The organism is Paraburkholderia sp. BR14312, from assembly GCF_040948675.1.
Lineage (GTDB): Bacteria > Pseudomonadota > Gammaproteobacteria > Burkholderiales > Burkholderiaceae > Paraburkholderia > Paraburkholderia nodosa_A.
Genome location: NZ_JBFPKI010000011.1, coordinates 39,664 through 65,596, shown reverse-complemented (window position 1 = coordinate 65,596; position 25,933 = coordinate 39,664). Strand labels below are relative to the sequence as shown.

Annotated in this window: 17 protein-coding genes and 1 pseudogene; 6 read left to right on the top strand and 12 right to left on the bottom strand. The window is 60.2% G+C overall.

What is annotated here, in order from left to right; translation table 11 throughout:
- The first annotated feature begins 1,045 nt into the window (after window positions 1-1,045).
- Window positions 1,046-1,687: a TetR/AcrR family transcriptional regulator gene (locus AB3X98_RS28315; protein ID WP_069261324.1), complete on the top strand. Its 642-nt coding sequence runs from the start codon at window positions 1,046-1,048 to the stop codon at window positions 1,685-1,687.
- Between the two features lie 89 nt (window positions 1,688-1,776).
- Complete coding sequence (locus AB3X98_RS28310; RefSeq protein ID WP_368603333.1) at window positions 1,777-2,751, top strand: DMT family transporter; 975 nt, start codon at window positions 1,777-1,779, stop codon at window positions 2,749-2,751.
- 240 nt (window positions 2,752-2,991) lie between these two features.
- On the opposite strand, the gene AB3X98_RS28305 is transcribed toward AB3X98_RS28310, so the two are convergent.
- Both AB3X98_RS28305 and AB3X98_RS28300 read right to left on the bottom strand, forming a co-directional pair.
- Window positions 2,992-3,513, bottom strand: a complete 522-nt coding sequence (locus tag AB3X98_RS28305) for a DUF2867 domain-containing protein (protein ID WP_069261326.1) — start codon at window positions 3,511-3,513, stop codon at window positions 2,992-2,994.
- Between the two features lie 246 nt (window positions 3,514-3,759).
- Entirely contained in the window at window positions 3,760-4,389 is a 630-nt protein-coding gene (locus AB3X98_RS28300; protein WP_368603332.1) for a TetR/AcrR family transcriptional regulator, read from the bottom strand.
- Window positions 4,390-4,713: 324 nt separating this feature from the next.
- Between AB3X98_RS28300 and AB3X98_RS28295 the strand changes: the two genes are divergently transcribed.
- Together AB3X98_RS28295 and AB3X98_RS28290 are read left to right on the top strand one after the other, a co-directional pair.
- Window positions 4,714-5,844, top strand: a complete 1,131-nt coding sequence (locus AB3X98_RS28295) for an alpha/beta fold hydrolase (RefSeq protein WP_368603491.1) — start codon at window positions 4,714-4,716, stop codon at window positions 5,842-5,844.
- A gap of 272 nt (window positions 5,845-6,116) precedes the next feature.
- A complete protein-coding gene (locus AB3X98_RS28290; RefSeq protein ID WP_368603331.1) occupies window positions 6,117-6,806 on the top strand; it encodes an alpha/beta fold hydrolase in 690 nt (229 codons plus the stop codon).
- Window positions 6,807-6,966: 160 nt separating this feature from the next.
- Here AB3X98_RS28290 and AB3X98_RS28285 read toward each other — a convergent pair.
- From AB3X98_RS28285 to AB3X98_RS28270, 4 genes and pseudogenes are all read right to left on the bottom strand, one after another.
- Window positions 6,967-7,116, bottom strand: a pseudogene (locus tag AB3X98_RS28285) (integrase); the annotation flags it as partial.
- Window positions 7,117-7,487: 371 nt separating this feature from the next.
- Entirely contained in the window at window positions 7,488-8,126 is a 639-nt protein-coding gene (locus tag AB3X98_RS28280; RefSeq protein ID WP_368603330.1) for a hypothetical protein, read from the bottom strand.
- Window positions 8,127-8,145: 19 nt separating this feature from the next.
- Window positions 8,146-9,162 carry a hypothetical protein gene (locus AB3X98_RS28275; protein WP_368603329.1) on the bottom strand — a complete coding sequence of 339 codons (1,017 nt, stop codon included), beginning with the start codon at window positions 9,160-9,162 and terminating at the stop codon, window positions 8,146-8,148.
- Window positions 9,159-9,605 (bottom strand): hypothetical protein, encoded by a 447-nt coding sequence (locus AB3X98_RS28270; RefSeq protein WP_368603328.1) that lies wholly within the window; start codon window positions 9,603-9,605, stop codon window positions 9,159-9,161. The genes AB3X98_RS28275 and AB3X98_RS28270 overlap by 4 nt, the downstream gene beginning before the upstream one ends.
- Here AB3X98_RS28270 and AB3X98_RS28265 point away from each other — a divergent pair.
- Entirely contained in the window at window positions 9,594-10,211 is a 618-nt protein-coding gene (locus AB3X98_RS28265) for a sce7726 family protein (protein WP_368603327.1), read from the top strand. The genes AB3X98_RS28270 and AB3X98_RS28265 overlap by 12 nt on opposite strands.
- On the opposite strand, the gene AB3X98_RS28260 is transcribed toward AB3X98_RS28265, so the two are convergent.
- The gene (locus AB3X98_RS28260) at window positions 10,175-11,236 is read right to left on the bottom strand and encodes a hypothetical protein (protein ID WP_368603490.1); all 1,062 of its coding nucleotides are present in this window, start codon (window positions 11,234-11,236) and stop codon (window positions 10,175-10,177) included. The two genes, AB3X98_RS28265 and AB3X98_RS28260, sit on opposite strands and share 37 nt — an antisense overlap.
- Window positions 11,237-11,936: 700 nt before the next feature.
- Here AB3X98_RS28260 and AB3X98_RS28255 point away from each other — a divergent pair.
- Window positions 11,937-12,617 (top strand): hypothetical protein, encoded by a 681-nt coding sequence (locus tag AB3X98_RS28255; protein ID WP_368603326.1) that lies wholly within the window; start codon window positions 11,937-11,939, stop codon window positions 12,615-12,617.
- A 543-nt stretch (window positions 12,618-13,160) separates the two neighbouring features.
- On the opposite strand, the gene AB3X98_RS28250 is transcribed toward AB3X98_RS28255, so the two are convergent.
- From AB3X98_RS28250 to AB3X98_RS28230, 5 genes are all read right to left on the bottom strand, one after another.
- Window positions 13,161-14,909: a ShlB/FhaC/HecB family hemolysin secretion/activation protein gene (locus AB3X98_RS28250; protein WP_368603325.1), complete on the bottom strand. Its 1,749-nt coding sequence runs from the start codon at window positions 14,907-14,909 to the stop codon at window positions 13,161-13,163.
- 78 nt (window positions 14,910-14,987) lie between these two features.
- Window positions 14,988-15,476 carry an immunity 42 family protein gene (locus AB3X98_RS28245; RefSeq protein WP_368603324.1) on the bottom strand — a complete coding sequence of 163 codons (489 nt, stop codon included), beginning with the start codon at window positions 15,474-15,476 and terminating at the stop codon, window positions 14,988-14,990.
- The gene (locus tag AB3X98_RS28240; RefSeq protein WP_368603323.1) at window positions 15,477-24,134 is read right to left on the bottom strand and encodes a hemagglutinin repeat-containing protein; all 8,658 of its coding nucleotides are present in this window, start codon (window positions 24,132-24,134) and stop codon (window positions 15,477-15,479) included.
- Window positions 24,135-24,404: 270 nt separating this feature from the next.
- The gene (locus AB3X98_RS28235; protein WP_368603322.1) at window positions 24,405-25,163 is read right to left on the bottom strand and encodes a DNA adenine methylase; all 759 of its coding nucleotides are present in this window, start codon (window positions 25,161-25,163) and stop codon (window positions 24,405-24,407) included.
- 87 nt (window positions 25,164-25,250) lie between these two features.
- Window positions 25,251-25,844: a lipase gene (locus tag AB3X98_RS28230; RefSeq protein WP_368603321.1), complete on the bottom strand. Its 594-nt coding sequence runs from the start codon at window positions 25,842-25,844 to the stop codon at window positions 25,251-25,253.
- Between the last annotated feature and the right edge of the window lie 89 nt (window positions 25,845-25,933).

Genomic DNA, 25,933 nt, shown 5'->3' with positions numbered 1-25,933 from the left:
CTCTGATCGCGGCACATGCGAGCGTTTCGTGAGAGTGTGCCGATGTTGTCGCTCGCAATTTCCGCTAGCGGCGTCCACGGGAGCGCACGAGATCGGGGGGAGTCGACCGCAACGACTACACTGGAGTTCTTGAGCCGCTGGGGAGAGACGGTCATGGAACTGCATTGGAAAATCTATCTGGAGCGGCAAGGAACGGGAGAAAGGGTCACTGTCGGCGCTGTGCGACGACCGGTTGAAGGCGCGACGCCTGCGGATTTCGGCTTATCCCTGGCGGAAGGCCGTCGACTTCCGAGGGCCCTGCAACAGCTCGCTGCACAAGATCAGATCCGCGCTTTAGTCCCGAGAGTGATTTCCTGCTTGTGCACACCCGAGCCGTTGGACGACAACGATGACTCCCCCGACGTTGAGCGATGCCGACGCGCTACTTGCATTCGAGATCGAAAACCGGGCCTACTTCGAGCAATGGATTAACGCTCGCCCTTGCGACTACTACAGCGCTTCCGCGGTTCGCGAAGCGATAAGAGCAGCAACTAGCGATAGAGACGGAGATCGAGCCTATCAGTACCTCGTTTGGCTCGACGATACGATCGTCGGTAGAGTCAATCTTGTCAGCGTAACTCGCCCATCCATGGCGAGTGGCATCACCTCCTCTATTTCGAATGCCATCTCGACGAGCCGGAAGCGCCGCCTGCAACAGGTCCAGCGAACGTTGCATTGACTTCCAAATCGAACTAGTCGTTTTGGGAGGGGTGGTAAGCAAAAGCACCCATTTCGCCGCAGCTGAATGGCTCTCGCGCGAGGACGCGACAATCCTCTCTACGTTTCTATAGGACCGCTCCGGGTCGACTATGCCTGTTGCATCAGGCGCGTCCCAGACGACTGGTGCACTCGGCCGTTCAATTCCGGCATCAGTATCCCTCTCTTATTTCCGATTGCGGCGATCAAGGTTCATCCAGAAAACTGAAGATCCTCGATCGCCCAGCGAGCGTTTTGGAATAGAGTCTGCAGGTTGATTTTGAGAACGATTGGTTCTAATATCTACTCCATGACTACCTTCGACAGTTCCCGAACTCGCGCTCGCTCCCGTCCCGGACGTTCTGCGGAACGCGGCCGACCGCGGGAATTCGATGTCGACCAGGCGATCGACGCTGCTGCCCGAATATTTTGGGCGCATGGTTATCACGCGACGCCTGTCGAGGCGCTGTGCGACGCTACAGGCGTGTTCCGCGGCAGTCTTTACCGGACCTTCGGCGACAAGCACGGTTTGCTTGTCGCGGCGTTCGATCGCTATGCGGAAGGTGCAGTCGCGCGGCTGAAGGAGCGGCTGGCCGCCGACATGCCGCCGGCTGACGCGTTGCGCGCGGCGCTGCTGCATTACACGTTGGTCAGCGCGAATCTGCTCGATCGGCACGGCTGCTTGATCACCAATGCGGCGATCGAGTTGCTACCGGACGACCAGGACATGCGTTCCCACATCGAATCGACGCTGCACCGCATCGCGACGCAGTTCAGTCTTGCGATCGCGCGCGGCCAGCAGGCTGGCCAATTCGATAAACGCTTGGACGCAGAGGAGGTTGGTCGGTTTCTGCTCTGCATCGTTCAGGGGATGCGAGTGCTCGGCAAGACCGACTTGGACAAATCCGCGCTCACGTCGATTGTGGACATGACGATGCGAGCGCTGGTCTGAGATGAACGTTTCCATCGGCACGAGTCGGTGATTGTTGGGATGTCGGCGGCCGCTGGCATTTTTTTAACCTATTTTGAGAACGATCAGTCATGAAATCAATCTCAGCTTCATCTGCATCTTCGATACGTTACTGGAAGGGCGTTGCACTGTGCCTGGTGGGTACGGTGCTGATGGGCGCGATGTTTCCCATAATGACTGACGCGTTGACACACGTCGATCCATTCACGTTTACGTCCCTGCGCTATCTGATAGCCGGGGTCGCTTTCGCTATGCTGCTACGGTATCGCGAAGGTGCTGGCGCGTTTGCCGCCCACGGCCACTCGCTCGGGACTGCGTGGTTGCTCGGCTCTGTCGGCTTTTGCGGCTTCGGCTCGTTCGTTTTTCTCGGGCAGCAACTTGCCGGGCCGGGCGGCGCGCTCGATGCGTCGATCATGATGGCAACGCAACCGATGATGGGCTTGCTTCTTAGCTCGTGGCTACGACGCAGCGCACCACCAGTGCTCTCGCTTCTGTTCGTCGCGGCATCGTTCTCAGGCGTGTCGCTGGTGATTACGAACGGCGATTTGCTGGCCGCCATTCACGGACCCCAGCACTACGCTGCCAGCGTGCTGATCGTGATCGGAGCGTTTTGTTGGGTGGTATACACGTTCGGCTCGGCGCGGTTCGCACGCTGGTCAGCATTGAAGTACACAACGATGACGACCTGGCTAGGTCTTACCACGATCGTTACCGTCAACGCGATCTTGATTGCACTGCACGCGGTGCCCGCGCCGACGTTGTCGATGCTGCGTTCCATTGCGCCGCATCTGCTCTACATGGGGCCTGTCGCTGGGTTCGGCGCGATCTTGTTCTGGGTCTCCGGAAACCGGATCCTGGGTCCGATGAACGGCGTGCTGTTCATGGACGTCGTACCGATTACCGCATTCGTCGTGTCCGCGCTGACCGGAGTAGTGCCGATGTCGGCCCAGATCGGGGGCGCAACATTGACCGCCGTCGCGCTAATCATGAACAACGTTTATTTGCGTCACCGCTCGTTGAGGATGACGGCGTCGGCTGGAGCATGATCGGATACTCCACGATGCACATGGCGACGGCAGAACGGATCAATGACGTATTTAGCTGGTACTGCGTCTGGAACAGCCTCGGCGGCCCTGTCGGGCATGAGTGGCTGCAAGTGAAGGTGCGATAGCGTGACTGAACAGGTCAAAATGGACAGCTACGCCTGGTCCTGACCGCTCTCAGGAGCCCGCCACTTTGAGATCTGGTCATCTACGGCCCGCTGGAAGGGCGTTGGTGAATCGCCGCTAGCGGCCGGGCCATCCGATCCGCTGTGCCCGGTCGAGCGAGGCTCGCACGACGAGGCGGTGGAAAGGAGCGATAAGGCCGAGATAGGCCCGACCCAGCAAACGATTGTAGAAGACAAGCGTAGTGACTATCAGCCGCTGGGGCCGGCCCTCAGATGCAGGCTGCACGAGCACCGACACACGGAAATCAAGATGCATGTCGTTCTCGCCCAGAATGATCTCGTCTTTGTGCCGTTCGAACACGCGGAAAATACTAAGCCGGTCTCCCTTCGCGATTTTCAGATCGACCGTTCTTTTAAGTCCGAATGGCCATACGGCAATGTCGCGAACTCCCTGCAGCGTCGCGATCCACTCGGGTTGCTCGGCAAAGATGTGTCGAGCGAGAGACTCTGCGTCGTTGCAGGCAGTCCCTGGCAAGTCCACCGAAAATGCGTCGGCAAAATCAGCCTTGCCGTACGACCGGCTCAGCCGTGAGGTCGCCGGGAGACCGACCTGTTCGGCCTTCTTCGAATTCGTCTGCATGGCCATTCTCCAGGCGTTCAAATTGCCCCGGCTGCCGCTGCACGTCCCAAGCGAACACAGTCGAGAGAATTGGCACGGCATATGCCTGCTTAAGCCGAAGCCAAACCGGTTGTGCGGTCCGGCAATGGACAATGCCAAGACGTTCCTGCGGTGGCTGCTCGTCTGCGAACGGACATTGGCGAAAGACCGACGGTCTTCACAGGATGCTCGGTGCCGATTTCGTCCGACCGAGAACACTGGACCAGATCACCCCTCCGGACCAGCCCACCTTTGGGCACTGACCTCTGCCAGCGCCTCGAATATAGCCGGCGTGCGTTCAAGGCGGGCGATCGTCCGCGCGCCTTCGAGGGCTGCAACCAATGCGGCTGCCGTAGCGGACGCGCGCTCGGGAGCGAAGCCGCATCCCCTGAAATGCTGCGCAATAAGCCCAGTCGACTCAGCAAATCCGCGCGCTACCCGTTTGGTCAGGTCAGCGTCGAGCGCGGGCAGCTCATTCGCCAGATTTTGCATTAGACATCCGTACTGGAAATCAGAGGCGACCATTTCGGCCGCAAAGGTCCTGAAAATCTGATGAACAAAATTCAGGGCATCACCCGTCGTATTCGCCGAGATGTCCCGTAATACAGCAATTCGATTCGCAACGTACTCATCGATTGCTTCTTCCGCGAGTTGTGCCTTGCCGCGTGGAAAGTGAAAGTAGAACGATCCTTTAGGCGCACCGCTTTCTTCAAGAAGCTGGGTCAATCCCGTCGCAGTGTAGCCCTGGATGCGAAACAGTCGTTGGGCCGTGGCAATCGCACGGGCGCGGGCTTCAGTCTTACGTGGCATGCCGAGAACATAGCACGTTTCGCTTGCGGATTCTATGGTGATTGCCATACTATGGCGATCACCATACCAGGAGTTGCCGATGCCTCCCGACCCAATCGCAAGTCAAGAAGGTTCGTTCAATCATGCGCCGCCTGCCCAGATTGCCGCGGCGCGCTCGCTGGAACTGAACCCAGCGCTTGCACGCGGACGGGGCGTTCCGTCATGAGTCATCCACGTGGCTTTATGCCTTCCCGACGAGTTGTCCTGGCGATGGGCGCGGTCAGCCTGGCGGCCTCTTTAATTCGACCCGCCCGCGCAAACCCCATTGGAGGAATTGACTTGTCCACATCAACATATGCCGAGGGAACGCTCCCGAAGACGGTTCGCTCGCGCATGATCCACGGGGTAAATGGCCTCGATGTCCATATTCTCGAGGCCGGTTACGACAAACCCGGCCGGCCGCTCGCACTGCTTCTGCACGGTTTTCCTGATCTGGCTTACGGCTGGCGACACCTGATTCCAATTCTGGCTGACGCCGGCTACCACGTCGTAGCGCCTGACCAGCGGGGCTTTGGCCGCACCACCGGTTGGGTGAACGAGTACGACGCCCAGCTAGCGCCCTTCAGCCTTCTGAATATGACGCGCGACGCCCTCGGACTGGTTTTGGCATTGGGATATCGGCGTACGGCAATGCTTGTCGGGCACGACCTCGGCTCGCCCGTGGCGGCCTATTGTGCGCTAGCCAGACCTGATGTTTTTCCCTCGGTGGCGCTGATGAGCGCACCGTTCCCCGGCCCGCCGGCGCTTCCGTTCGACATTGCGGAAAGCGAGGTATCGCCGGTTCAACCGAACACGGCCAATCAAAAGTTAGCAGCCGCGCTGGCGGCACTCGACCCGCCGAGAGAGCATTACCAGCAATACCTGAGTTCACGAGAGGCGAACCATGACATGTGGCACCCCCCTCAGGGCTTACACGCGTTTCTTCGAGCATTTTTCTACGTCAAAAGCGCCGACTGGCCGGGAAACAAGCCGCATCCGTTGAAGGCGCTGACCGCCACAGAACTTGCACAGATGCCCACTTATTACGTCATGGATCTCGGCAAGACGATGCCCGAGACCGTCGCTCCATTCCAACCTTCCTCCGCCGATGTCATGGCCTGCAAATGGCTCACCGAGCCGGAACTTGGGGTGTACACGGAGGAGTATGGCCGCACGGGATTTCAAGGCGCCCTGCAGGCCTATCGCGTCTTCTCCGACCCTGACCTGAACGCTGAGTTGCGCCTGTTCTCGGGCAAGACGATCGATGTCCCGTCGGTTTTCATTGGCGGGAAGAGCGATTGGGGCACCTATTCAGCGCCTGGCGCGCTCGATCTCATGAGGACGAAGGCGGCGACGAGAATGGGGGGCATCGAGTTGATCGACGGCGCCGGTCACTGGGTCCAACAGGAGCAGCCGGTTCGGCTCAGCGAGCTCCTCCTTGCCTTCATCAAGGAAGTGGTCGAGCCAGGTCACATCAGCGATTAGGTTGGGGAATGGCTACCGCCTGGGCCCTTTGCGCACCGCGGTCGCGGGTCGCCCATTTGCTTGCCGACAGTCGGTCGGCGAACTGCCGCAGCCGAGAACGGCAGTTCGCCATCAACCTATAGATCGTTGACGGTCAATGAGATCGTCATTGCAACAGCCCGTCGCGAGCGTCTGCTCTAATTGGAAGGTTGATCAAAAACGCGGACAATCGCTTTGCTGCCTAGTCGGCACGCGCGCCGCCCGCTGGGCCTGAAAACACCTGTCTTCCCTCTATGCCGCTACCGCTGATTTTTCTCCCCGCGATGCCGTGCGACGGGCGTATGTACGCCGAACAGGTCCACGGACTGAAGGATCTTGTATCAGCGTCTGTTTGCGTACTCACGCAATCGACTTTTGCCGAAAGTGCGGAGAGCCTTTTGGCTTCCACAAAAGGCCCATTCATCCTAGCTGGCACAGCCTATGGTGGGTGCCTTGCAATGGAGGTGCTGGCACGGTGTCCAGATCGTGTCCACGGAATCTGGCTAATGAACTGCCAACCAGGCGTTCACCCGAATCCGGATGTGGCTCGTGCAACAAGCCAGAGAATTCGTTCCGGCGAACATGAGCGCGTAATCGCAGAGTTCGCCGAGCATGCGATTCCTTCTCAGGACGTTGTTTCGAGGGCTGCGTTCGTTCAGATGGCCCGCGACGCGGGGGCCGAAGTATTCGCACGCCAGTCGGATGCTACGTTGACTCGTTCAGATCATTGGCCGACGCTTGCAGCGAGCAGGATACCAACACTGCTCGTATGGGGGGATGCTGACCGTTTCGTTCCAGTCAGCGTGGGCCGTCGCATTGCCACGTTGATTCCGCACGCCCGCTTTGTGTCGCTCGAAGGTTGCGGACACTTCCCAACCCTCGAGCGGCCGTCGCTCTGCACCGAGCTTGCACGTCGTTGGCTGGTCGAGTCAGCCCTCGGCTGAATTCCATATTGCTCAGGCAGCCGGGCGTCGCCCAGCCTGCTTCGGTAGGTCATCGGCCAAATGAATCCACGGCACCGCTTCTCTCTCCGCGCTGCGTGAGCGGTTGAAGTTTTCTCGAAGAAATCGAAGCGGAATCGATCTATGATGGTAAGTATTCCTATTAAAACCGTGTGTGCTCTTTTGGGGTCGTCCTTGCGCCACGTTCCAATTTATCGAGATGATCGGCCCAAGCCTGCATCATTTTCCGACGTGCGGGCAGGTATTCAGCAAAGTTGTAAGCGCTCCGAACCTCGTCGCGTTCACCGTGTGACCCCCACCAACCAGCGGAAGTCAACGGACCAAGCCAGCAAACAGCGGAACAGCCGACGGCCTGAGAAGCCCACCCAGTAAGGGTTTCGGCTACTCCATCGGAATATGTTGGAGTTCTATGGAATAGCGAATGGTGGGCCGGGTGGGGTTCGAACCCACGACGTCCTTTCGGAGGCGGATTATGAGGGCGCCGGAGGATTCCACGAAACGGCCCTATGTCTTTGATTTTTAGTAGCTCTGCTCCGCGCCGGTCAACTCGCAGCTTGGGCTCAATTTGGGGGTTTACGGGGAGGTTCGGATCGACTGTGGGCACACTTTGGGCACAGCCCATGCAACGCCAGCGTCGAAGGACGCGAACCAAATGAATTGCAGCTATTCAAACTCAATTGCCATGTCCCCAAGCGGATAAAGGATCTCTGGGTTGTGGAGCCGCCGGATCTCGCTCAGATATGAGCGGACTCCTTGGAGCATGCTTTCGATAGTAGCGTCGCAGCGACTCCCCAATATGGCCGAAACGGACTTGTCGATGTGCTTATGCGGGCAGAAATTTGCCGAAACCCACTCACGACCGTACTTCCGCAAGCATTGCGCGAGGATCTGCTCTAAAACAAGCACTCGTGCCGAAAATCGAGGACAGATACGATGGTGCGCCAAGCCTCGCAGAGCACGCTTGTCGCCAGTCAGGAAAATTCCCTCCGGGTCCCCCATCGTTAAGCTGAGCAGAACCGCTTCGCCTTCGTCAATCTGTGACAGACCGGACAATTCAGCTAGGATGTCAGGATCGGGAGCGGTGGCTGCCGCCATTAGCTTCATGTGCGTTATTACTTCGGCAGCTGCGTCCGTCGAATGAAACAACTTGCCGTCTGGCCTTTCCATGCAACGTTGTGCACGAAAACGAAGCGATGTGACCGTCGCGATACTGTCCCAAGGAAAACTCGTCAGTTCAGGCAAATGCGGAAGCACGTTCCAGTGAGCGAGCTTGCACAGAGCATCGACGTCGGCGTAGAGCATAGCTATCGAGGCTTGGCGGTCATCCCTCGATCCCGGTGAGTCTGCAGACCAAATCTTGGACATCTGCGGACACCAAGTCCAAATCGAGGTTGCGTTGCAACGCTGCTCTTATTAGCGCCTCGGCGTCGGCATCCTCACTCAGGAAACGCAACGCTGAAACAGCATCGGGCCAACGACGAGTCAAAAAGGCATAGCGCAAGATTAAGTGACCGCTCTCGATACCCAAGTCTCGTGCAGCTTCTCGCGCGGAGACTGCTAGCTCTACTGGTGAAGCCCATGAGGACCACGTCGAAACTATGCGCTCGACAGCGCTCCCCCCAAAGACGGACAGTGCAAACCGATCCGCCTCCTGTTCCTGGTCGTCGGCTGTGGATTCTGCTTCGTATTCTGAGTGTTCCTGAAGTGAGACGTCGACGATCGAGTCGGCGCGCTCAAGATGTCCACTGGCGATATGACCAATTTCGTGGGCAACTATGAACGCAAGCCAGGCTCGCGACGATTTCTTCTTTGACACGATGATGGCTGGCCGATCATTCACTCTCATCACGGCGCCATCCATCTTGCGAATTCCAACAGGAAGATTGGGCAACGGAATGACGGGGATACCCGATTGCCAGCAAGCATCGATCAACGACGTCAGTCCGACAAGCCCCTTGCCAACTTGACGAGCCAAGCTGGTTACCTCGGCGGCGGAACTAAAGTTGCCAGCATACGGCCGCGGCATAGCCGCGACAACAGCGCGTGCTAAAGACGCCGCGATCGAGGTGGCAGCCTGCAGCGCATGCTGCGCCACGTTTGCCCTATGCTTGTACGCGACCACGCCTGCGGCGCTCCCCTGTCGGACCTCGCCATGCATTAGCGCCGGAAGGTCAAGACCAACTCGACGACTGATCAATACGCATAGTTCAGCCACGCCATCAGGGCTCTTTTCAGCTTCTGTTGACCACCACTCTGGCAAGAGCGCCCGGACCTGCGCGCGGCTCAGGCCGAAGGTCTTCAGGTTGGTATATATCGTCTTTGCGTCGGTTCCGCTCATATGTTGCCGACTCCTGCGTCGCCCGCGGTAATCGAGATAGCCAAATCTAGTGTGGGCTTAAGTGACAGGATAAGGGGGGCGAGAATCTGGGCGGTGCGCAAATCACCATCCCACAGCGACCGGATAGCGCTTTCAATTAGCTCTAGACCTGCGTGGTCAACGTCGCGAGCTGGCATTATAGCTCCAGTCGCGTTATGCGCTTTATGCCAATTATCGATGTGCCGCAGCACCGCATGCGCAGTCTTTGTGATTGATTTGCGCTCGTTACGCATAAACCGGCATAACGATGGCTGGCTAACCCCTGCATTCCTTGCCAGGCTCAGGATACAGATATCCTGCTCCTGCCGGAAAGCATCGATTTTGGCAATCGCCAGCAGCACGTCTGGTTCGGCATCAGTTGCTTTTCTTGGCATAATTGGCATAATACCGCCATGCCCAATCATCCCGCAACCTCGCAAGACAACGGCCCCGTCACGGAAATTGAAATTCGCGGCGCGCTACTGTCCTGGCTTGCACGCAAGCGCTCGAAACGTCATCACGTTCTGGAAGAGTTCCGCATCGAGCGGGGCGGCGCCCGCATTGATGTGGCTGTTTTCGGCGAGGCAATGATCGGCTACGAGATTAAGAGCGACCTGGACACCTTTGCCCGGTTCTCGAATCAGATCCACGCATACAACCGCGTGTTCGACCAGATACATCTGGTCTGCGGCCCAGCACACGCTACATCTGCTCTCGAGATCATCCCTGCGTGGTGGGGCCTCCTAGTGGCGAGTCGCTCTCGCAAAGGGAAGATTACCCTGGAACTGTCCCGGAAGGCGGGATGCAACGCCCGCCAAGATCCCTTCAGCTTGGCGTCACTTCTTTGGAAAGAAGAAGCCATAGCAGCGATTCAGCGAAACAATTGCATCCAGCTACCTAAGGCGGCATCATCCCATGCGCTATGGGAATCGATCGCATCCACGTATACCCTGGATGCAGTCAAGACTCTTGTCTCGACTGCCCTATTGCAGCGTCAGATAAGCAAGGCATGCGCTGTCAAAATCATATGATGGTTTGTAGCGTCGCGGCGCCAAGTCCACGGCAGACCATTCTTGTCTGAGCCATTAGCATCCTTATGATACTTCGCATCCCCGTAACTAAAAAACGGGTTGGTATATACCGTATCCGACGTAAGCAATTTGCATAGATTGCGCAATTCCCCTCGCGGCGCCCCCTTGAATTGGCGCCCCTTATAGAGTCGCCAAAAATCGTCGGCGGCATAACGAATCGCAATCGACGGATTAACCGATTTCAGGTCTGCATCCTCAGGCAGGGGCGCAGGATTGGTGACCGTGTAGTCCGCATACCGTAACGCCTTGTATGCCGGAACTTTCTGGATTTCCAGCCAGATCAGCCACTCGACACGAGGCAGGTCCGTAAAGCCGAGCTTCTTGCCGGTGAGATTCAGCGGAAATGACCCCCCAGCGAGCGTGATGCTCGCACATCCTGCTCCCAAGGCCGCATCTAGATAAGGTTTTACGGCGGACACGCAAGCCGTGGCTTGTCGGTCCAGCAACGAGAATTGATCAATGACTAGGTGAATGCGGCGTTTCTTCACAACCCTCGCCAGCATGTCGACGCTTGACTGAACTTGCGATGCTCCCACTTCATCCGTGCGCAGACGCAGGACCACTTCGTTGTATTCAGCCAGCAGTGACACCTGCGCAGGCGTCAAGGCAGCCAGAGACTCCAACCAGGCTGAGCGAATGACGGGGACAATCTGATGCTCCAACGCTCTAGCTAACGCGCCGCATATAGCCAAGAGTAGGGAGATTTGTTTAGCGTAATCCGATGAAGCGTATCCCGTGTCAATGCAAACCGCCTGTTCTACAGGAATGCACTTCTTGACCTGAGTTTCTATCTCAGAAACATATGCTGGCAGTGCGCCTCTAAGGGTTGGTGTATCGGGCGCCACGCCGATTGGCTGCAACTCCAGCATCGGCGTTATACCGTGCCATTGGCCGTCGACCAAAAAGCGCAAAGCATCTCGTTCACCGCGCTTCCATTTCAACACCGGCATATACAACCACGTCATTGCCACGATTGCGCCCCCTCCGAGTTAGATATGCGAATTACATATAAGTACCAGTCTGAGTCAAAAGATTTTTCTCTTTTTGGCGACTTTAATCAATCACGCCAGTAATCCGAAGGCGCGGATAGTGCTCCGGCACGCACTCTGCAAACCCGCTGCCCCCTCTCGCGCAGTTCTTCAATGCCGACGCCCACTACCCCCTGAATCGCAACTATCGCCGTCGTCCGAAGCATCGCGAACGCTTGCGTTAACTTTTGGTATCGAGAAGCGCCGTGCTGCAGAGCTTGAACAAGGCGGCAAAGCACTTACAGATTCGAAGGGCTGTTCGACGCTACTGCGATCATTTTAAAGCGTTGTAGGGTCGAAAATTGTAAAGCATTGTGATTGTGTTATGCATAAGTCAGTATTGGCAGGAATGTGCGAGGCACGCCTTCCAGCGAACCCAATCAGAAATCTGAACCGCTGATGGAAATTATGCGAAATGCATATCTTCATCGTTCAATAGTCGCAACGGTTTTTTTGGTAATATGATCCGAACTTCACGGATACCATATGTCTTCCGCCAGCAATCTCGTAAAGAAAATACGATCCTCGAGTGCGGCGGTGAAGCGTGCTGGACTTTTCTCGCGCTACGGGAACCACTGACAGCGCGATGAGCCAGGTACAAGCCTAATTCCTAATTTATTGAAGGATCAAAATTCAGATGACTTCGGCCGAAAAGAAATTTGACTGCGAAGGTGACGAGCGGCGACGACAGCTTGTTCGGGAATATGAAATTCTACCGTTGACACGTGCTCAGATAGCCGAGGGAGTGGAGGTCGAGGGATGCTGTGGAAAGCTAAAAAATGTACAGGTAATTTTTAGTTTTCAGAATCAAAAACAGAATTTTGCTGCCCCTATGGGTGAGCACTGTGCGAAAGAACTGATCATTGCCATGAAACATGCTTATCCGGTGAAGTACGCCCAAGTTGCTATGCCGCTGCTGTCCAACCCTTTCACCCCTCCGCCACTTCCCGGCGGTGGCGGTGGCGGTGGCGGTGGCGGTGGCGGTGGCGGTGGCGGTGGCGGTAATGGGCCAAATGGTCAAGCCATTCCCCCGCTAAATCAAGAGTTGTACGAGGCGATCAATTTGTGGTTTTCCTTGAATGGCAAGGTTCCGAAATACGAAGTGCTCAGGGCCCTGAAAGAAATGCAGACGAATCCGACTCAAAAAATCAAACCGTGGTTTGTCTATGACTTCTTTAAAGAGATTGCGCTCTCAAATAAGACGCTCGCTGATTTGTGCAATCAATACACCAGCAAAAATCCTTCGCTGAAGCTGAAGACGCCAAGCTTCCCGCTCCTGAATGAAATGGCGATAAAGAACTGGGTAAGCCTGCCCTAGCGCACCGCTCAGACTGAAAAGAGGTACCCCTATCGCCCTTGCAGAAGTCTCGGACTTGCCCGTCACTTCAAGGGGCAAGTTTTTCCCCGAATAAATTCAACCCAGCGCTTCGACCACCCACCCTCATCCCGCAGCTTCCTGTAACCGGCGCCCGAAGTACTGTATCCGCTCCCAGGCTGCAGCAGAACGATGATAGGGAAGACAGCTAGTAGGCCGGTCGTGCATCGCCAATGCCTTCGCGATGGCTGCTTGCTCGGTATCCGAAACCATCTAGGGACCGCCAGCTTCCACGCGTGCCATCACATCGTCGAACGCGGTCTCCGCCATTTCGAGCATGGCAGAGACGGCAGAAGCGGAACCTTCCATGAAGCATGCGTGGTAGACCGCCTGCATGAGTCTTGATGGCCTCGACCTCGCCATCCTGTCGCGCAGCTAACACGGACAGGGCAAGATGGTATTCGAGCGAGAGCGCCCGCGCCTTCCGAACGGGAAGCGAGAACAGCATGTCGCGTGAAAGCGGACGGCGTTTCCTCTTCGTCATCGTTAGAATTGTGCTGTGACCTGAAAGCCGACCGTGACACGTGCCGTATCGAATCCGGCGGGCTTGTATATCGGCGTGCCCGCGAAGAGGTCATACGAGAAGCCCGCATACTTCGCCGGTGCGCCGCCGCGAATGCCGATGACGGCACCGGCCAGTTGCGTCCCGACGATCGCCGCCGTACCCGGGCCGAAGACGTGCCCGTAGTCGATGCCCGCGTAGAGGGTTTGCCCCGTCTGTCCGAGCGGCAACTGCAGTTCGTTGCGCCAGTAGAAGCCGCGCTCGGCAGCGAGCATCTTCTCGCCGTCAAAGCCGCGCACGGTGTAGCGGCTGCCGATGGTCAGGTCATCGATATAGAACAGCGTGTTGCCCGTGTACTGGCCGTGCAGCGTCGTCACGTAGCGCAGGGCCTGCTTGCCGATTGCGAACGGCACCGAAAGGTTCGCATCGAGCGTCTCCATGCGGAAGCGATAGGTCGGCCCAGTGGGGTACGGGTCGGCCGTTGCGCCCAGTCCGCCTACGCCCTGGCGATAGGCGAGCGTGCCGTCGAACTGCGCAGCCCCGAAGTAGTGCCGATCCGTGAGACCACCTTCGATGAACGTGTTGTTTCGGGCTTGCTGCGGAATCGTCGTGTCCTCGATGAAACTCGCGCCCCAGCGCTTGATGAGCTGGAATTCGAGGCCGAGGATATCGTCCTGGCTGCGGCGGATCACACGTTGGATCTTTACACCGGCCGTCTGCGCGTTGCCGCTCGATACGAACGTCTGGTTCACGCCGGCAATCTGCTGGTAGTACGTGTTCGTGTTGCCGTAGATCGTCGCCGTCCAGTAGCCCCAAGGCAACGAATACGAGCCGTTGAAGCCGTGCGAGCCGAGGCCGTGGTCGCCGAATTCGAGGTCCTGATTCGCGCCGAGCGTGAGGATGTCGTTCAGCCCGAGCGGGTTGTCGACGCCGAGGCTGACGTTACCCTGAAGCTTTCCCGTTGCGCGCTGGCCCGAGTTATCGACCGAGGCGACAAACGTCCAGGGCTTCGAGTGCTTGACCGTCACGACGACATCGCTCTCCCCGGGCACGTCGCCTGGAACGATCTGCATCGTCGCGTCCTGGCTGCTGACGCGCTTCATCTGCTCCAGCCCCTGCTCAAGGTCACGCAACTGAAGCACGTCGCCGTCGCGCACGGGAAATGCGGTTTTCAGTGTGCCGCGTGTGCTGGCGTCGGCAAACTTCAGATGACGGATCACGCCCGGCACGAGCGCGAACTTCAATGTCCCCTTTGACAGGTCCTGCGTCGGCATCAGGACGCGCGTAGTGATGTAGCCGCGGCTTAGTATCAAGCCCTGCAGGCCCTTCGTCAGCACGTCGAGGCCCTGCTTGCCAATGCATTGCCCCTGGTAATGCCTCAGCCAGTCATGCAGGAAGGCGAACCGGTCCATGGGAAGGGCAGATGCACCTTTCAGCCGGTTCATTTCGGGCAGCGTATCGGGCACCTCAACATCGAACGAGTCGATACGGAAGCACGGCGTCTCGACGGGCAGCACCGGCCACGTCCCCGCCTCGGGCGCAGCAGAACGGACAACCGGCGCGGCGACGGTCGCCGCACGCTGCTGCGCGTCCCGCTGCTGCTGAATCTGTTGCTGCTGCTCGGCATTGGCGCGTGCAGCGGCTGCGGTGTCGGCTGGTGTGGTCTCCGCGTTGGACACGAGTGATACTAGGGCTGTAAGCGGCAGGGCCGCCAGCCTCTTTCGGATTTTCATAGGTGACTCGATATTGATGACAGGGCGGCAGATCAAAACAACCGCCGCCCCCGATCAAGGCGCACACCGCGCGCTAGACTACTTCCTACGCTTCAGTTCATTAAACCGCTGTTCTGCAGCTCTCACAACACTCTGAAATTCGCCGCGCGGTATGGTTATATCAGCCACCGTGGCAGCGTCACTTCCATTTCCGTAAATTAGCTTTGCCTTATCTTCGAATTCAACAAGAAATACATATTGACTTTCATCGGACAAACTTTCCGCTGACACGAGATGTGTCAAATCACTCGTTTCAGCTTCAGAGTCCATCGCTGGGAAAGCGCGCTCACAGAGGTCGTGATACGCGTCCTTTGACGGCAAATTGAACAAGCGGGCGTCTTCGACACCAGAGCCCATGCAGTGCAACTTCGCGAGCATGTTCAGATCGACACCGAGTGTCGAGCGCTTTGACAAAATTAGCTCGCCTCCGATGAAGTAGCCAAAGCATCCGTTCTGGAATCGGTCCGTTGACCAAACATCAACTGGATCGCACCAGATAGCAAAAGTGTCAGGATTTCCCGAGAGCATTTATTTTCCTGTGAAACCAAGAGTGCGCTTAACGTTGATCGGAATCTTCGACACGTTTAACGGTGCCGAATTGTCGCCCGTAGAACCCGACCAGTGATAGACCCCATTGCCGTCTGAGTAGAACCTATTGATATTTCCGTTTGAGTCAATTGCATAACGAACACCGTCGGCACCCGGAATCGACGAGTTGAACAAATCAAGCGAATTGCTTGGCTCCGTACCAGCATTTGGGTTGTTTCCAGGCATCCCTGCCGTATGCTTGGGATTTGACTCAACTTGCAAACCATTGTCAGCCGTAACCGTATCCGGGATTGGGAGGCGGTTATTGTTTCCACCACTCGCGAGGGTAGCACTATCCGGCACATAACCTGGCATTCCCGGCGCAGCGCCCGGGCTATTGACGGGTCCCGCAGAGGCCACCGGCACGGCCTGCGTACCCGGTGCGACTGGCGGCTCACCTCCGCTAATCCCCAGCCCAGCGTTTATACCGTTCGCAACACCCTGGGAGATCAGTGCGGCCTTTGATTGCGACGTCAAGGGGTTCGTGTTGGTGGTGCCCGTACCCGTCAGCGCGTCGGCATCCGTGCCTGTTGTGCTGCTGCCACCGAACGACGGAATGACCTGGTTCAGCGCATGATTGACGATGCCAGCGAGGTTCACCGCGCCACGCCCGGCGCTCGCAAGCTGGTCCCCGACGTAATCCAGGAATTGGCTTCCCGTACCGCCCGTACCATTGGCATTCGTCGTATCGCGGTTATATAGGTCCGCGTTCGACGCGGTGAACGCGCCCGCGCTACCGCCAACCAGCGCGCCACTGAGACCGGCCAGCACGTTCGATACGGTGTTGCCAACCGTCATGGAACCCGTCGCGTTACCAATCGAATCAGCCACACCATTCAGCTTGCCTGCTAGCGCTGACGAGACACCAGCGCCCGCTGCACCGCCAACCGCACCGAGCGCGCCGCCACCAAGGCCTCCGATCAGCGCACCACCCACTACGTGCAGGCCGACACGGTTCGTACCGCCTTCGGCCCACGAATCGGCTTCCGCCTGGTCCTGCTTTGCCAGCGCCAGATCAGCCGCCTTCGCGTCTGGATCGGTTTCCGCTTGTGCCGCCTTCGTCGCCGCATCTGCGGCGTCCTGCGCTGCCTGCTGCTTCGAATTCGCATAGGCACCGATGCCCTGCGCCACGACCTGGCCCGCTGCCTGCGCGGCCTGCATCGTGTCGGCCTGCTGCGAGAGGATAGTGTTGACGTCCGGCGTGCCCGAGACCGTACCGTTGGTGTTGGTCGTGTCGCGGCTCAGGCCCGCCACGTCCTGCGTCTGTGAGGTCGGATTCGTGATGTTGATCGCGCCCGCACTGACCGCGCTGCGCGTCGTGGCGCTCTGGTCGCCGCTCTCGTTCTGCGAGATCATCGGCGACACGCCACCCGTACCGCTGACCGAGCCGGGACCGACGGCCTTGCCAGTACTGCCGACGCCCACACCCGCGCTAATACCGTTGCTGTTGGCATCGTAGTGCGAGTGGTTCTGGATGTCGCTGTAGGTGAGCGTGCCAGTCGTGAGGCTATTCTGCGACGCATCCGCCGTGCTCGATATCACCGCACCCGTGAGCGCCGTGTTGCCCTTGACATTGATCTTAAAGCCACCATCGCCCGCGTTTATTCCAGCCTGCTCGTTCACGCCCGCATAGCTCGAGTCCGCATGGCCGTTCTGCGCGCTGAAGTTTGCACTGCCGCCGCCCTGGCTGATCGTGAACCCGCCACTCACGCTGCTCTGGTGCGCGGCGCTGTTCGTCACGTCCTGCACGCTTGCCACGTTCAGGTTGCCGCCGACAGCGGCGCTCACCTGCCCGCCGTTGACCTGCGAGCCGATGATATTGGTATCGCCGCCCGACGCAATGGTCACGCTGTTCGCACCGTTCACGTGCGAGGCGTTCTGGATCGACGCGTCGCTGTTCGCGTCGCCGTGTGCCCTCGCCATCGATGCCGATATGCCAAAGCCGCCGCCCAGCGTGTACTGCACGCCAACGCTCCCGCTGCTGGAACTGTTCGAACTGCGCGTCGAATCGGTGTTCGTCGTGTTGACGATATTGACCTGATTCTTCGCCGCGAGCACGACATCATTCGCGCTCACGTTCGACCCGGCCACCGTCATGTCGCCGTTTGTCGCCACGAACGCTGCGGTGCCGCCCGCCTGCACGCTCGAGCCGCGCTGGGTCGTCTGGTCCTCGGACGACTGGCTCTGGCTGCTGCTGGTGCCGATGCTTACTTTCACGCCGATGTCTGGCTCGCCGCCCTGGGCGAGCGAAGCGACTGCACTGCCTGCGGCGAAGGCGTCACCGGCCGCCGCGATACCATGCAGGGCTGCCGCGCGATCATTGCTGCCCGCGTCATTGTGCGCCGCCTGTGCCTCGCTGACTGCGCCGTTGATCGCGTCGCCGACGGACCCCGCAAGGCCTGCCGTAATGGCGGTGCTGCTGGTCTTTTGCTGCTGCGCCTCGTGTGCCGTATCCGTCGCCGCATCGATGATGACGTTCGCGGCCGTCCCCGTTACGTTCTCCGCGGCCACGAGATCGCTGCCCGTGACATGCAGGGTGTTGCCCGCCTGGATCGACAGGTTGCCATTAAGCGAGCCGACCGTGCTCGCGTTGTTGGTAACCTGTGACGACTGCTGCGTTTCCTGTGTCGTACGCGTGCCGACGCTGTAACCCTGCAGGCCGCCGTCGAGCTGGTTGATGGGATTCAGCCCCGACAGGAAGCCGCTTTCGTGCGTCCTGGAATAGCTTTGCGAACTCTGCGTATCCTGCGAGGTCGTGATATTGACATCGTGCACTGCACTGAGCGACACATCGTTCGTGCCAACGATGGTACTGCCTGCAACGTTGATATCCTTGCCGCTGGAAATCGCGACGCCATCCGCTGAAACCGTGCTGCCCTGGCTGTAGGTCGCCGTCTCACTGCTCCCACTCGACACCGACTTGCTGCTCACCACCTCGCTGTGGCTATGCGTCTCCTGCGAATTATCGACGTTCGTTTCCGTCGCCGCGCCGATGTTCACGTTACCCGCCGCCGCGAGCGTCGCGGTCCCCTTGTCGAGGTTGATCGTGCTGCCGGTGAGGTTGATGTTGTTGCCCGACGCCACGGTAAGCGAATTGCCGGCGTTGAGCGTGGTCGCGGTCAGCGTATCGTCGGACGTGTGCAGCGATTCCGAATAGCTGCCGTGGTGGTCGCTGCCGGAACTGTTGCTGTCAACGGTCGAGGTTGCCTTCGCCGCCTGCAGCGTCACGTCGCCCTTTGCCGCGATGACACCGCCGCCGCCCAGGTTAATGTTCGCGCCGGTCGCGCTCAGGTTGCCGCCCACACCGATTTCGGATACGCCGCCCACCTTTACTGTGCTGCCGGTCGCGGTGTTGAAATCCGTGTTTGAGACGCCGTTCGCGCGCGCCACGACCTTGTGCTCGCCGGTCTGCACCGAACCAAGGTCCCAGTTGCCGCCGATGCTCATGCCGAGCGCGCCGCCCACGTTCAGGTTGCCCGCGTTCTGCTCGAAGTTGCCGCCCGTCACGATGGCGGCATTGCCCGCCACGTTCAGGTTCGCGATGGGGCCGAGCGTGGTTGTGGTCCGCGTCGCGCCCGAGGCGCTGACCTGGTTGACCGTGCTGGTGGCCGTGTCCAGCAGCAGGTTACCGCCCGCGTTCAGCGCGACGCTTCCGGCGTTCACCGTCGCCGAGGTGAAATTGACATCGCCCGTCGTCGTCAGCGACATCAGGCCGCCGCTCTTCAGCGTGCCGAATGTGTTGTCGATGGACTTGCCTTCAATCGTGAGCGAGTTGCTGGCCTGCACCGTGCCGCTGTTGCTGAACGTCTGCGCGTTCTGCAGGTCGATGTCGGTCGCCGCGATCAGCGGTCCCTGCATGTTCTGCTGGCTCGCCTTCGCGAGATAGACGACCGGCACGAGCACCGACTGGCCGTCCACCACTTCCGTCTGCAGGATGACGACGTTGCTAGTGAGCGCGGCCACCTGGTCTGCCGACAGCGCCATGCCCAGCGGCAGCTCAAGCTGCTTCGAGAGCGCCGCACCCGACGCCATCATCGCTTCGTACATCGACTGCGTGTCGGTGTACGGCCCGGGTACGGCCTTGCCGGTGAGCGACGTAACCTGGTTCTGCACGAGCTGCTGCTCGTACATGCCGTCGCCCAGGCGCTTTTCCACCGTCTGCGGGTTGTACCCGAGCTGGTTCAGGAAGTAGTCGCTGGAGATGAACGACTTCTGGCTGGTGAAGGCTGGATTCGACTCGATGAGGTACGGCGCATTCGGTGCGGTGTCCCGCCTGAAGAGGCCACCCTGGGGAATCGTGAGATTGCTCAGGACGTTCACCGCGGTCGCGGCGGCGATGACCGGATTGACGAGGCCGCCGTGGCCCTGGACCGAGCTCGTCCCGATATTGACGGCCGCCACCGACTGGCCCGCGACGAGACCGAGCGACGTCAGGCCCGCGTTGCCCGCCGTGTTGTTGATGCTCACGCCCGTGCCGGACAGCGTGCCGCCGGCGACGAAGCTCGATTCGTAGCTCGGCAGCGCGTAGGTGTGCACATCGGCCGGAGCCGCCTGGGTATAGCCGCCCGGATGGCCGGTGACAAACCCGGCATTGCCGAACGGCAGCTGCCAGTTGTATTCGGTGTTGTCGTAGTTGTCGTAGTGATACTGGCCCGAGTACGTGACCTGCACGCCAGGCGCCATCTGCCCATGCCAGCTGTTCTGGTCGAGCGAAACGGGAGCGGCGATATTGCCCGCCGCCGCGACCGCGCTCCAGTAGTTGCCGAACGTGCCGACCGATGAAGCGTTCAGGTTGCCGCCCGAGATGATCTGCGCCTGCGGGCTGATCCCCGTCACGAGGTTGCCGAGCGCCACGCCCGTATAGGTGGTGTACTGGTACGTGCTGTTCCACTGGCCCCCATGCGGCGGATTGGTCGGCATGCCGCCAGTCCCGGCCTGCAATGCGGCGATGACAGCGGGATTGTAGTCGGAAGCAGTCGGATTGAACTCGATGCCCCGAACCTGCGGATTACCAGGACCGCATGCGGCCATGTACGCGGCCGTACACCCCGACAGGCTGATGCCAAGCTGGGCCAGCAGTGCGGGATCGACTGCCGAGGTGTAGCCGCCCGAAGTCGTCATGACGCGGCGAGTGTTCGTGACCTGGTTCGCGTGCAGCGCCATGTCGCCCGCGGACTGGATGAGCGCCGATACGTTGTCGATCAGGTTCGCGTTCGTGTAGTTGCCGCTGGCATCCTTGCCGCCGGCGAGGACAACCTTGCCCAGACCATAGATCGCGGTCGTCGCCTGCGTGTCGGTTGCGGTGGTGTCGTCGCGGTTCTCGATGTCGGGCGCGAGCAGCTCGAGCGTGCCGTTGCGGTCGGTCGCGCCAATGAGCGCGCCCGGCCCGATGTTGGCGATCGTGCTGGTCGCATTCAGCGACACACTGCCGCCCACGATGGCGCCGGAGTTTTCCAGCGTGCTCGAGTGCGTGGTGAGCGTGCCGCCCGCCATCATCGAGCCGCTGTTGTTGATGTCGCTGGCGTTGACGTCAAGGTTGTTCGCCGCCGCCAGCGTCGCCGCATTGGTGAACGTGCCCGGCAGCGTGAAGGCCAGGTCGTGACCTGCGCTGAACTGGAAGCCGGACGTGAGCGCGAAGTTGCCCTGGACGTTCACGGCCACGTCGTTGGCTGCGCTGTACGCGCCGCCGCCCGTGAGCGTCGCCGCATCCACGGTGAGGTTGTGCGCCGCGCCAATCTGCCCGTTCGTGCCAATGACCGCGCCGGTCGTGGTGATCGTGACATCGCCCGCCCATCCGTTCGAAGCCGCGAACGTCCCGATCTTGCCCGCCGTGTTGTCCAGCGTGTTGGCCTGAACCGTGACATTCGCGCCGCTGACCTGCCCGCCCTGGGTATTCGAAATCGAGGACGCATTGACGGCCACATTGCCGCTGCCTGCTATCACGCCGTTGGTGTTGACGATCTGGCTGCCGCCATTCACGGTCGTGTTGCCCGTGCCGAGGTTGCCGATCAGGCCGCCCGTATCATCGACGGACGCGGCCTGGACGGCGAGCGTGCTGGTGTCACTGCTGGCACCTGCGGCGCCCGTACCAGACTGGATCTCGCCGTTCGCGTTGGTCAGCGCGCCGCCGCTCGTCAGCGACAGGGACGAGAGCGAGCGCACCACCCCCCTCGTGTTGTTTACGCCGCCCGCGACCGCGGCCGTGATATTGCCCTTCGCGGCCAGCACGCCCGTTGCATTGTCGAGACTGCCTGCCTGCACCACGACCTTGCCCGCGCTGATGACCTTGCCGCCGACGTTTGAAATGGAACCCGCGCCCGCAGTGGTCCCGCTACGTGGTGCAAGCGTCAGCCTGCCGGTGCCCGCGTGCGTGATCGTGCCGCCATCGTTGTCCAGCGTCGAGGGGGTGAGCGTGAGGTCGGTGCTGTTCGTCTGGATCGTGCCGCCTGCCGAATTGTCGAGCGTGCCCGATACCGCGACATTCATCGGCCCGGACCCCGTCTGCGTAATCGTGCCGCCATGATTGACGAGGTTCGTCGCATCAAGCGAGACCTGGGAAGCCTGAGTGGTCCCCGCGCTGTTGTCGAGCGTGGTCGCGCTCACCGTGGCCGCCTGTCCGGCGATGATGGTCCCGCCGCGGTTGGTGAGTTGCGCGCCGGCATTGACCGTGGCATTCCCGGTCGCCTGAAGCGACCCGTTGCTGTTGTCGAGCGACTGGCCGGTAACCTGCAGGTTCGTTCGCGCCGATACCGCGCCGTGATTGACGATGCTGCCGCCCTGCAGCGTGACGGCGCCGTTGCCGCCTATCACGCCACCCTGAGCCCCCGTCGCGGTCGTGCCGCCTGCGTTCGTGAGTGCTCCCGTGGTCGTGACCGTGAGGCCCTCGCCATTCAGTGACGTGATCCGACCCGCCGTATTGTCCAGCGATGCCCCTGCCACCGACAGTCCGGCTGCGCTCTGCATGGTCCCCTGGTTGTTCGCGATGGAGCCACCGCGCACCTGCATTGCACCCTGCGAGATGAACTCTCCGCCCTGGTTCGCGATCTGTCCGGACGCCTGCGCGGTGAGCGTGCCCTGGGCCGACACAGATCCACCCTGGTTCGAAATGCTGCCCGCGACGAGCGTCGCGCCGCCGCCGGCCGTGAGCGAACCTCGGTCGTTGATCAGCGTGCCCGATGCCTGGGCGTTCACCGAGCCCCCGGCGCTCGTCGTCGCGCCCGCAAGATTCAGGTCGCCCGCGTTCGCGCCCAGCGATACGTTACCGTTCGCGGCGGTCTCGCTGCCTGCCACGCTGACGCCGCTACCCGAGAACGACGCATTGCCACCCGCCACGTTCAGGCGGGTGGCGCTCACCTGCCCCGATGCCGACACTGTCAGGTCGCCGCTGCTGCCAACTGTCCCGTCGCCGTTCACCCCCGCGCCGAGCGTGCCGGTCGAATTCACACTGCCCGCATTGATGCTGGTGTTCTGCTGTGCCGCAAGCGTGCCGCTGTTCGTGACGGCGCCTGCCGAGCCAATGGTGGTGCTCTGCTGGGCGTAGACGGTGCCTGCATTGACAACGCTCGCTGCATTGATGCCGATGTTGCCGCTCGCCTCCATCGTGCCGGACTGCACGAGTTGGCCGGCGCTCGTGAGCGTGAGGTCGCCTGCCTGCGCGGCGATGGTGCCGGCGTTCGCCACACCGACGCCGTTCTCGGTCCCAACCAGAACGATGCGGTTGGCATACATTCCGCCTAGCTGCGCCACGTCGACGGACACGCCCGGCGCCCCCCCACTGCCTGCGATCGGTGTCGGATTCAGGCTTGCATAGTCGATGCTGTTCGCGCCCGTGACCACATGCAGCGTGTTGCCGTAGACTGCCGCGTTGGCCTGTACGGCGCGCGAGAGCAGGTCCACCTCATCGATATTCGAGGCGTTGAAGCCCGCACCCTGAACCGTGATGGTGCCCTGCGTGACGTTAAAGCCGGTAAGGTTGCCGCTCGCGTCGATGACCGGGTTACCGGTCGTGAGGATGCCTCGCGTCGTATTGATGAAGCCGCCGCCATCGACCACCAGGCCCGAACTGTTGGCGATCACCACCGTGGCGGTCTTCTGGCCTGCGACCTCGACGTAACCGCGCAACTGCGAAGGATTGCTGCTGTTGACCTGGTTGACGATAATCCTCGCGGCGTCGCCCGCCCCGAAGTTCGGATTGCCGTTGATGTAGCCCGCCTGCTGCGTTTGAACAAGCGTGGGCGAGTTGTTCAGGATAACGCCTGCCCTGGGGACGTCGAACTGCGAATACGTGTTGAGTGACACCCCCGCGCCCGAAGGCTTCGTGATGTTGACCTGCTGGATACCGTTTGCGGTATTGAGCGCGCCCGGCGCATGGGCACCCGAAGGCACAACCTGCGCACCGGAAAGCACGGGCGCCAGCCCCCACAGTGCGAGCGCAGCGAACGCGGCGTGACGCATCCTGAACAGCGTGGCACATCGGCGCACCGATGATCCGCTGGTTTCTCCCTGACCCGCCTTGCCCTGTGCGGCCGCCGTTTCTGCAACGGCAATCAGCATGCCCCGCAGCCTGTTGAAGACGAGCCGGTAAAAACGGTTGTTCATTGCTATCGCGCGAAGAATCGGTATTGGGGCCGTAAATTACCGAAACCACCCGCATGCCACTGTCAGGTCATGTCAAATCGCAGCGCCATGACAATATTTGATGTTTTATATGGCTTTACCTGTTGAAATGCGTCGCGCAACACGCTAGGTGGATAACATGTTCAAGGGGGGCGCGCTTTACACGATCAGAAAAGCCCGCCTGCTGTGTTCCTGGCTCCCAGTTTGTGATGGCCAGTTCACGGATCGTCGACGGGCCGGCGCTCGTGTCGTTCAGCTGAAGATGATCAGTTCCTTGCGCGCAGCGTCGCGCCCCCCGCCGCCGACCGTGTACCTGATGTCGGCCGTCTCGATCCGGAAGCCTTCGAACACGCGCCGGATGTCCGGATGATCGTTCAGACTGACAATCGCCTTGCCCTTGATCGTACGCAAACGCGCTGCCATCGCCTCGTATTCCTCGAACGGAAACGGCACGCCATAGCCCTCAGTCTGCCAGTACGGCGGGTCGAGATAGAACAGCGTGTGCGCGCGATCGTACTTGTCGATACAGGCCTTCCAGTCAAGCCGCTCGATGTACGTACTGGCCAATCGCAGGTGCGCCTCTGACAGGGTCTCCTCGATGCGTAGCAGATTCAGTTTCGGTGCGGTCGTGGTCGCGGTGCCAAATGTCTGCGATTCGACCCTGGAGCCGAAGCAGTTTTTCTGGAGGTAGTAGAACCGGGCCGCGCGCTGGATGTCGGTCAGCGTCTCGGGTGGCGTGTCCTTCAGCCATTCGAAGACCTGGCGGCTCGTGAGTGCCCACTTGAACTGGCGCACGAACTCCTCGAGGTGGTTCTGCACGACGCGGTAGAGGTTCACGAGCTCGCCGTTGATATCGTTGATGACCTCGACCTTCGCAGGCTGCTTTTTGAAGTACAGCGCGGCGCCGCCGGCGAACACCTCGACGTAGCAGCTGTGTTCAGGAAAGCTGGCGAGGATATGATTGGCCAGACGGCGCTTGCCGCCAAGCCAGGGAATGATAGGTTGTGTCATGAATGTGCGAAATGTTCTGGTCTCGTTTCGATCGCACGCCGCCAGCTGCGGCGGGACGTGCAAATCTTTGTGCACGTCAGCAGCGCCTTAAAGCGCCGCCACAACATGATTGATGAAGTGGTCCTCGACGTTCGGCACCGGCAGGGACGCCTTGCCGATGGGGATCACTGGTGCCGGGTGTTGCCACGCGTGGAGCACGCGCGGCACGAGCGGCACAACGTCCTCGCCATTGCGGTAAATGTGCACAGCGACGCCATGCGCCGCAAACAGCGCGGCGAGCGTGCCGTCCGCGCTCACACGCGGCGGCTCGAATGCGTAGACCTCCTTTGGCGGCCGCCTCGCCTGGCACAATGCCGCGGCAAACAGGATCGCCAGCGCTGCGCCCTCGCTATGCCCCACCGTCACGTCCGGCGGCGGCAGTAGCGACAGCGGCCCCTGGATTGAGCAGAACGCCCTCCAGAATCCCGCATGCAGCGTGCCATAGCCTGGCACGTTGACCGTGGCCGCGTCGAGATCGGCGAGCCAGCAGGCAACGTTATTTGTGCCGGGAAACGCGACCGCATTCCCCTCGACGATGGCGCGCGCTGCGCTCGCTTCGGCACCGATCAGTGGCGGCGTTGTGTATGCGCGCTGCGCCAGCTGTGCATAGTCGCGCGCCGTTTTGCTGACAATATTTGACATCGAGTTCCGCGGTAGCTCTATAGAATCGTGGACAAGTTCCGGTTGCTCCCCGAAAGCGCTTTACGCCGGAACCCAGAAAGCCCCGACCG

Bases quoted from the DNA above. Each gene is read 5' to 3' on its own strand.
- AB3X98_RS28315 (WP_069261324.1), top strand. From the start codon at position 1,046: ATGACTACCTTCGACAGTTCCCGAACTCGCGCTCGCTCCCGTCCCGGA.
- AB3X98_RS28310 (WP_368603333.1), top strand. From the start codon at position 1,777: ATGAAATCAATCTCAGCTTCATCTGCATCTTCGATACGTTACTGGAAG.
- AB3X98_RS28305 (WP_069261326.1), bottom strand. From the start codon at position 3,513: ATGCAGACGAATTCGAAGAAGGCCGAACAGGTCGGTCTCCCGGCGACC.
- AB3X98_RS28300 (WP_368603332.1), bottom strand. From the start codon at position 4,389: ATGGCAATCACCATAGAATCCGCAAGCGAAACGTGCTATGTTCTCGGC.
- AB3X98_RS28295 (WP_368603491.1), top strand. From the start codon at position 4,714: ATGATCCACGGGGTAAATGGCCTCGATGTCCATATTCTCGAGGCCGGT.
- AB3X98_RS28290 (WP_368603331.1), top strand. From the start codon at position 6,117: ATGCCGCTACCGCTGATTTTTCTCCCCGCGATGCCGTGCGACGGGCGT.
- AB3X98_RS28280 (WP_368603330.1), bottom strand. From the start codon at position 8,126: ATGCTCTACGCCGACGTCGATGCTCTGTGCAAGCTCGCTCACTGGAAC.
- AB3X98_RS28275 (WP_368603329.1), bottom strand. From the start codon at position 9,162: ATGAGCGGAACCGACGCAAAGACGATATATACCAACCTGAAGACCTTC.
- AB3X98_RS28265 (WP_368603327.1), top strand. From the start codon at position 9,594: ATGCCCAATCATCCCGCAACCTCGCAAGACAACGGCCCCGTCACGGAA.
- AB3X98_RS28270 (WP_368603328.1), bottom strand. From the start codon at position 9,605: ATGATTGGGCATGGCGGTATTATGCCAATTATGCCAAGAAAAGCAACT.
- AB3X98_RS28260 (WP_368603490.1), bottom strand. From the start codon at position 11,236: ATGACGTGGTTGTATATGCCGGTGTTGAAATGGAAGCGCGGTGAACGA.
- AB3X98_RS28255 (WP_368603326.1), top strand. From the start codon at position 11,937: ATGACTTCGGCCGAAAAGAAATTTGACTGCGAAGGTGACGAGCGGCGA.
- AB3X98_RS28250 (WP_368603325.1), bottom strand. From the start codon at position 14,909: ATGAAAATCCGAAAGAGGCTGGCGGCCCTGCCGCTTACAGCCCTAGTA.
- AB3X98_RS28245 (WP_368603324.1), bottom strand. From the start codon at position 15,476: ATGCTCTCGGGAAATCCTGACACTTTTGCTATCTGGTGCGATCCAGTT.
- AB3X98_RS28240 (WP_368603323.1), bottom strand. From the start codon at position 24,134: ATGAACAACCGTTTTTACCGGCTCGTCTTCAACAGGCTGCGGGGCATG.
- AB3X98_RS28235 (WP_368603322.1), bottom strand. From the start codon at position 25,163: ATGACACAACCTATCATTCCCTGGCTTGGCGGCAAGCGCCGTCTGGCC.
- AB3X98_RS28230 (WP_368603321.1), bottom strand. From the start codon at position 25,844: ATGTCAAATATTGTCAGCAAAACGGCGCGCGACTATGCACAGCTGGCG.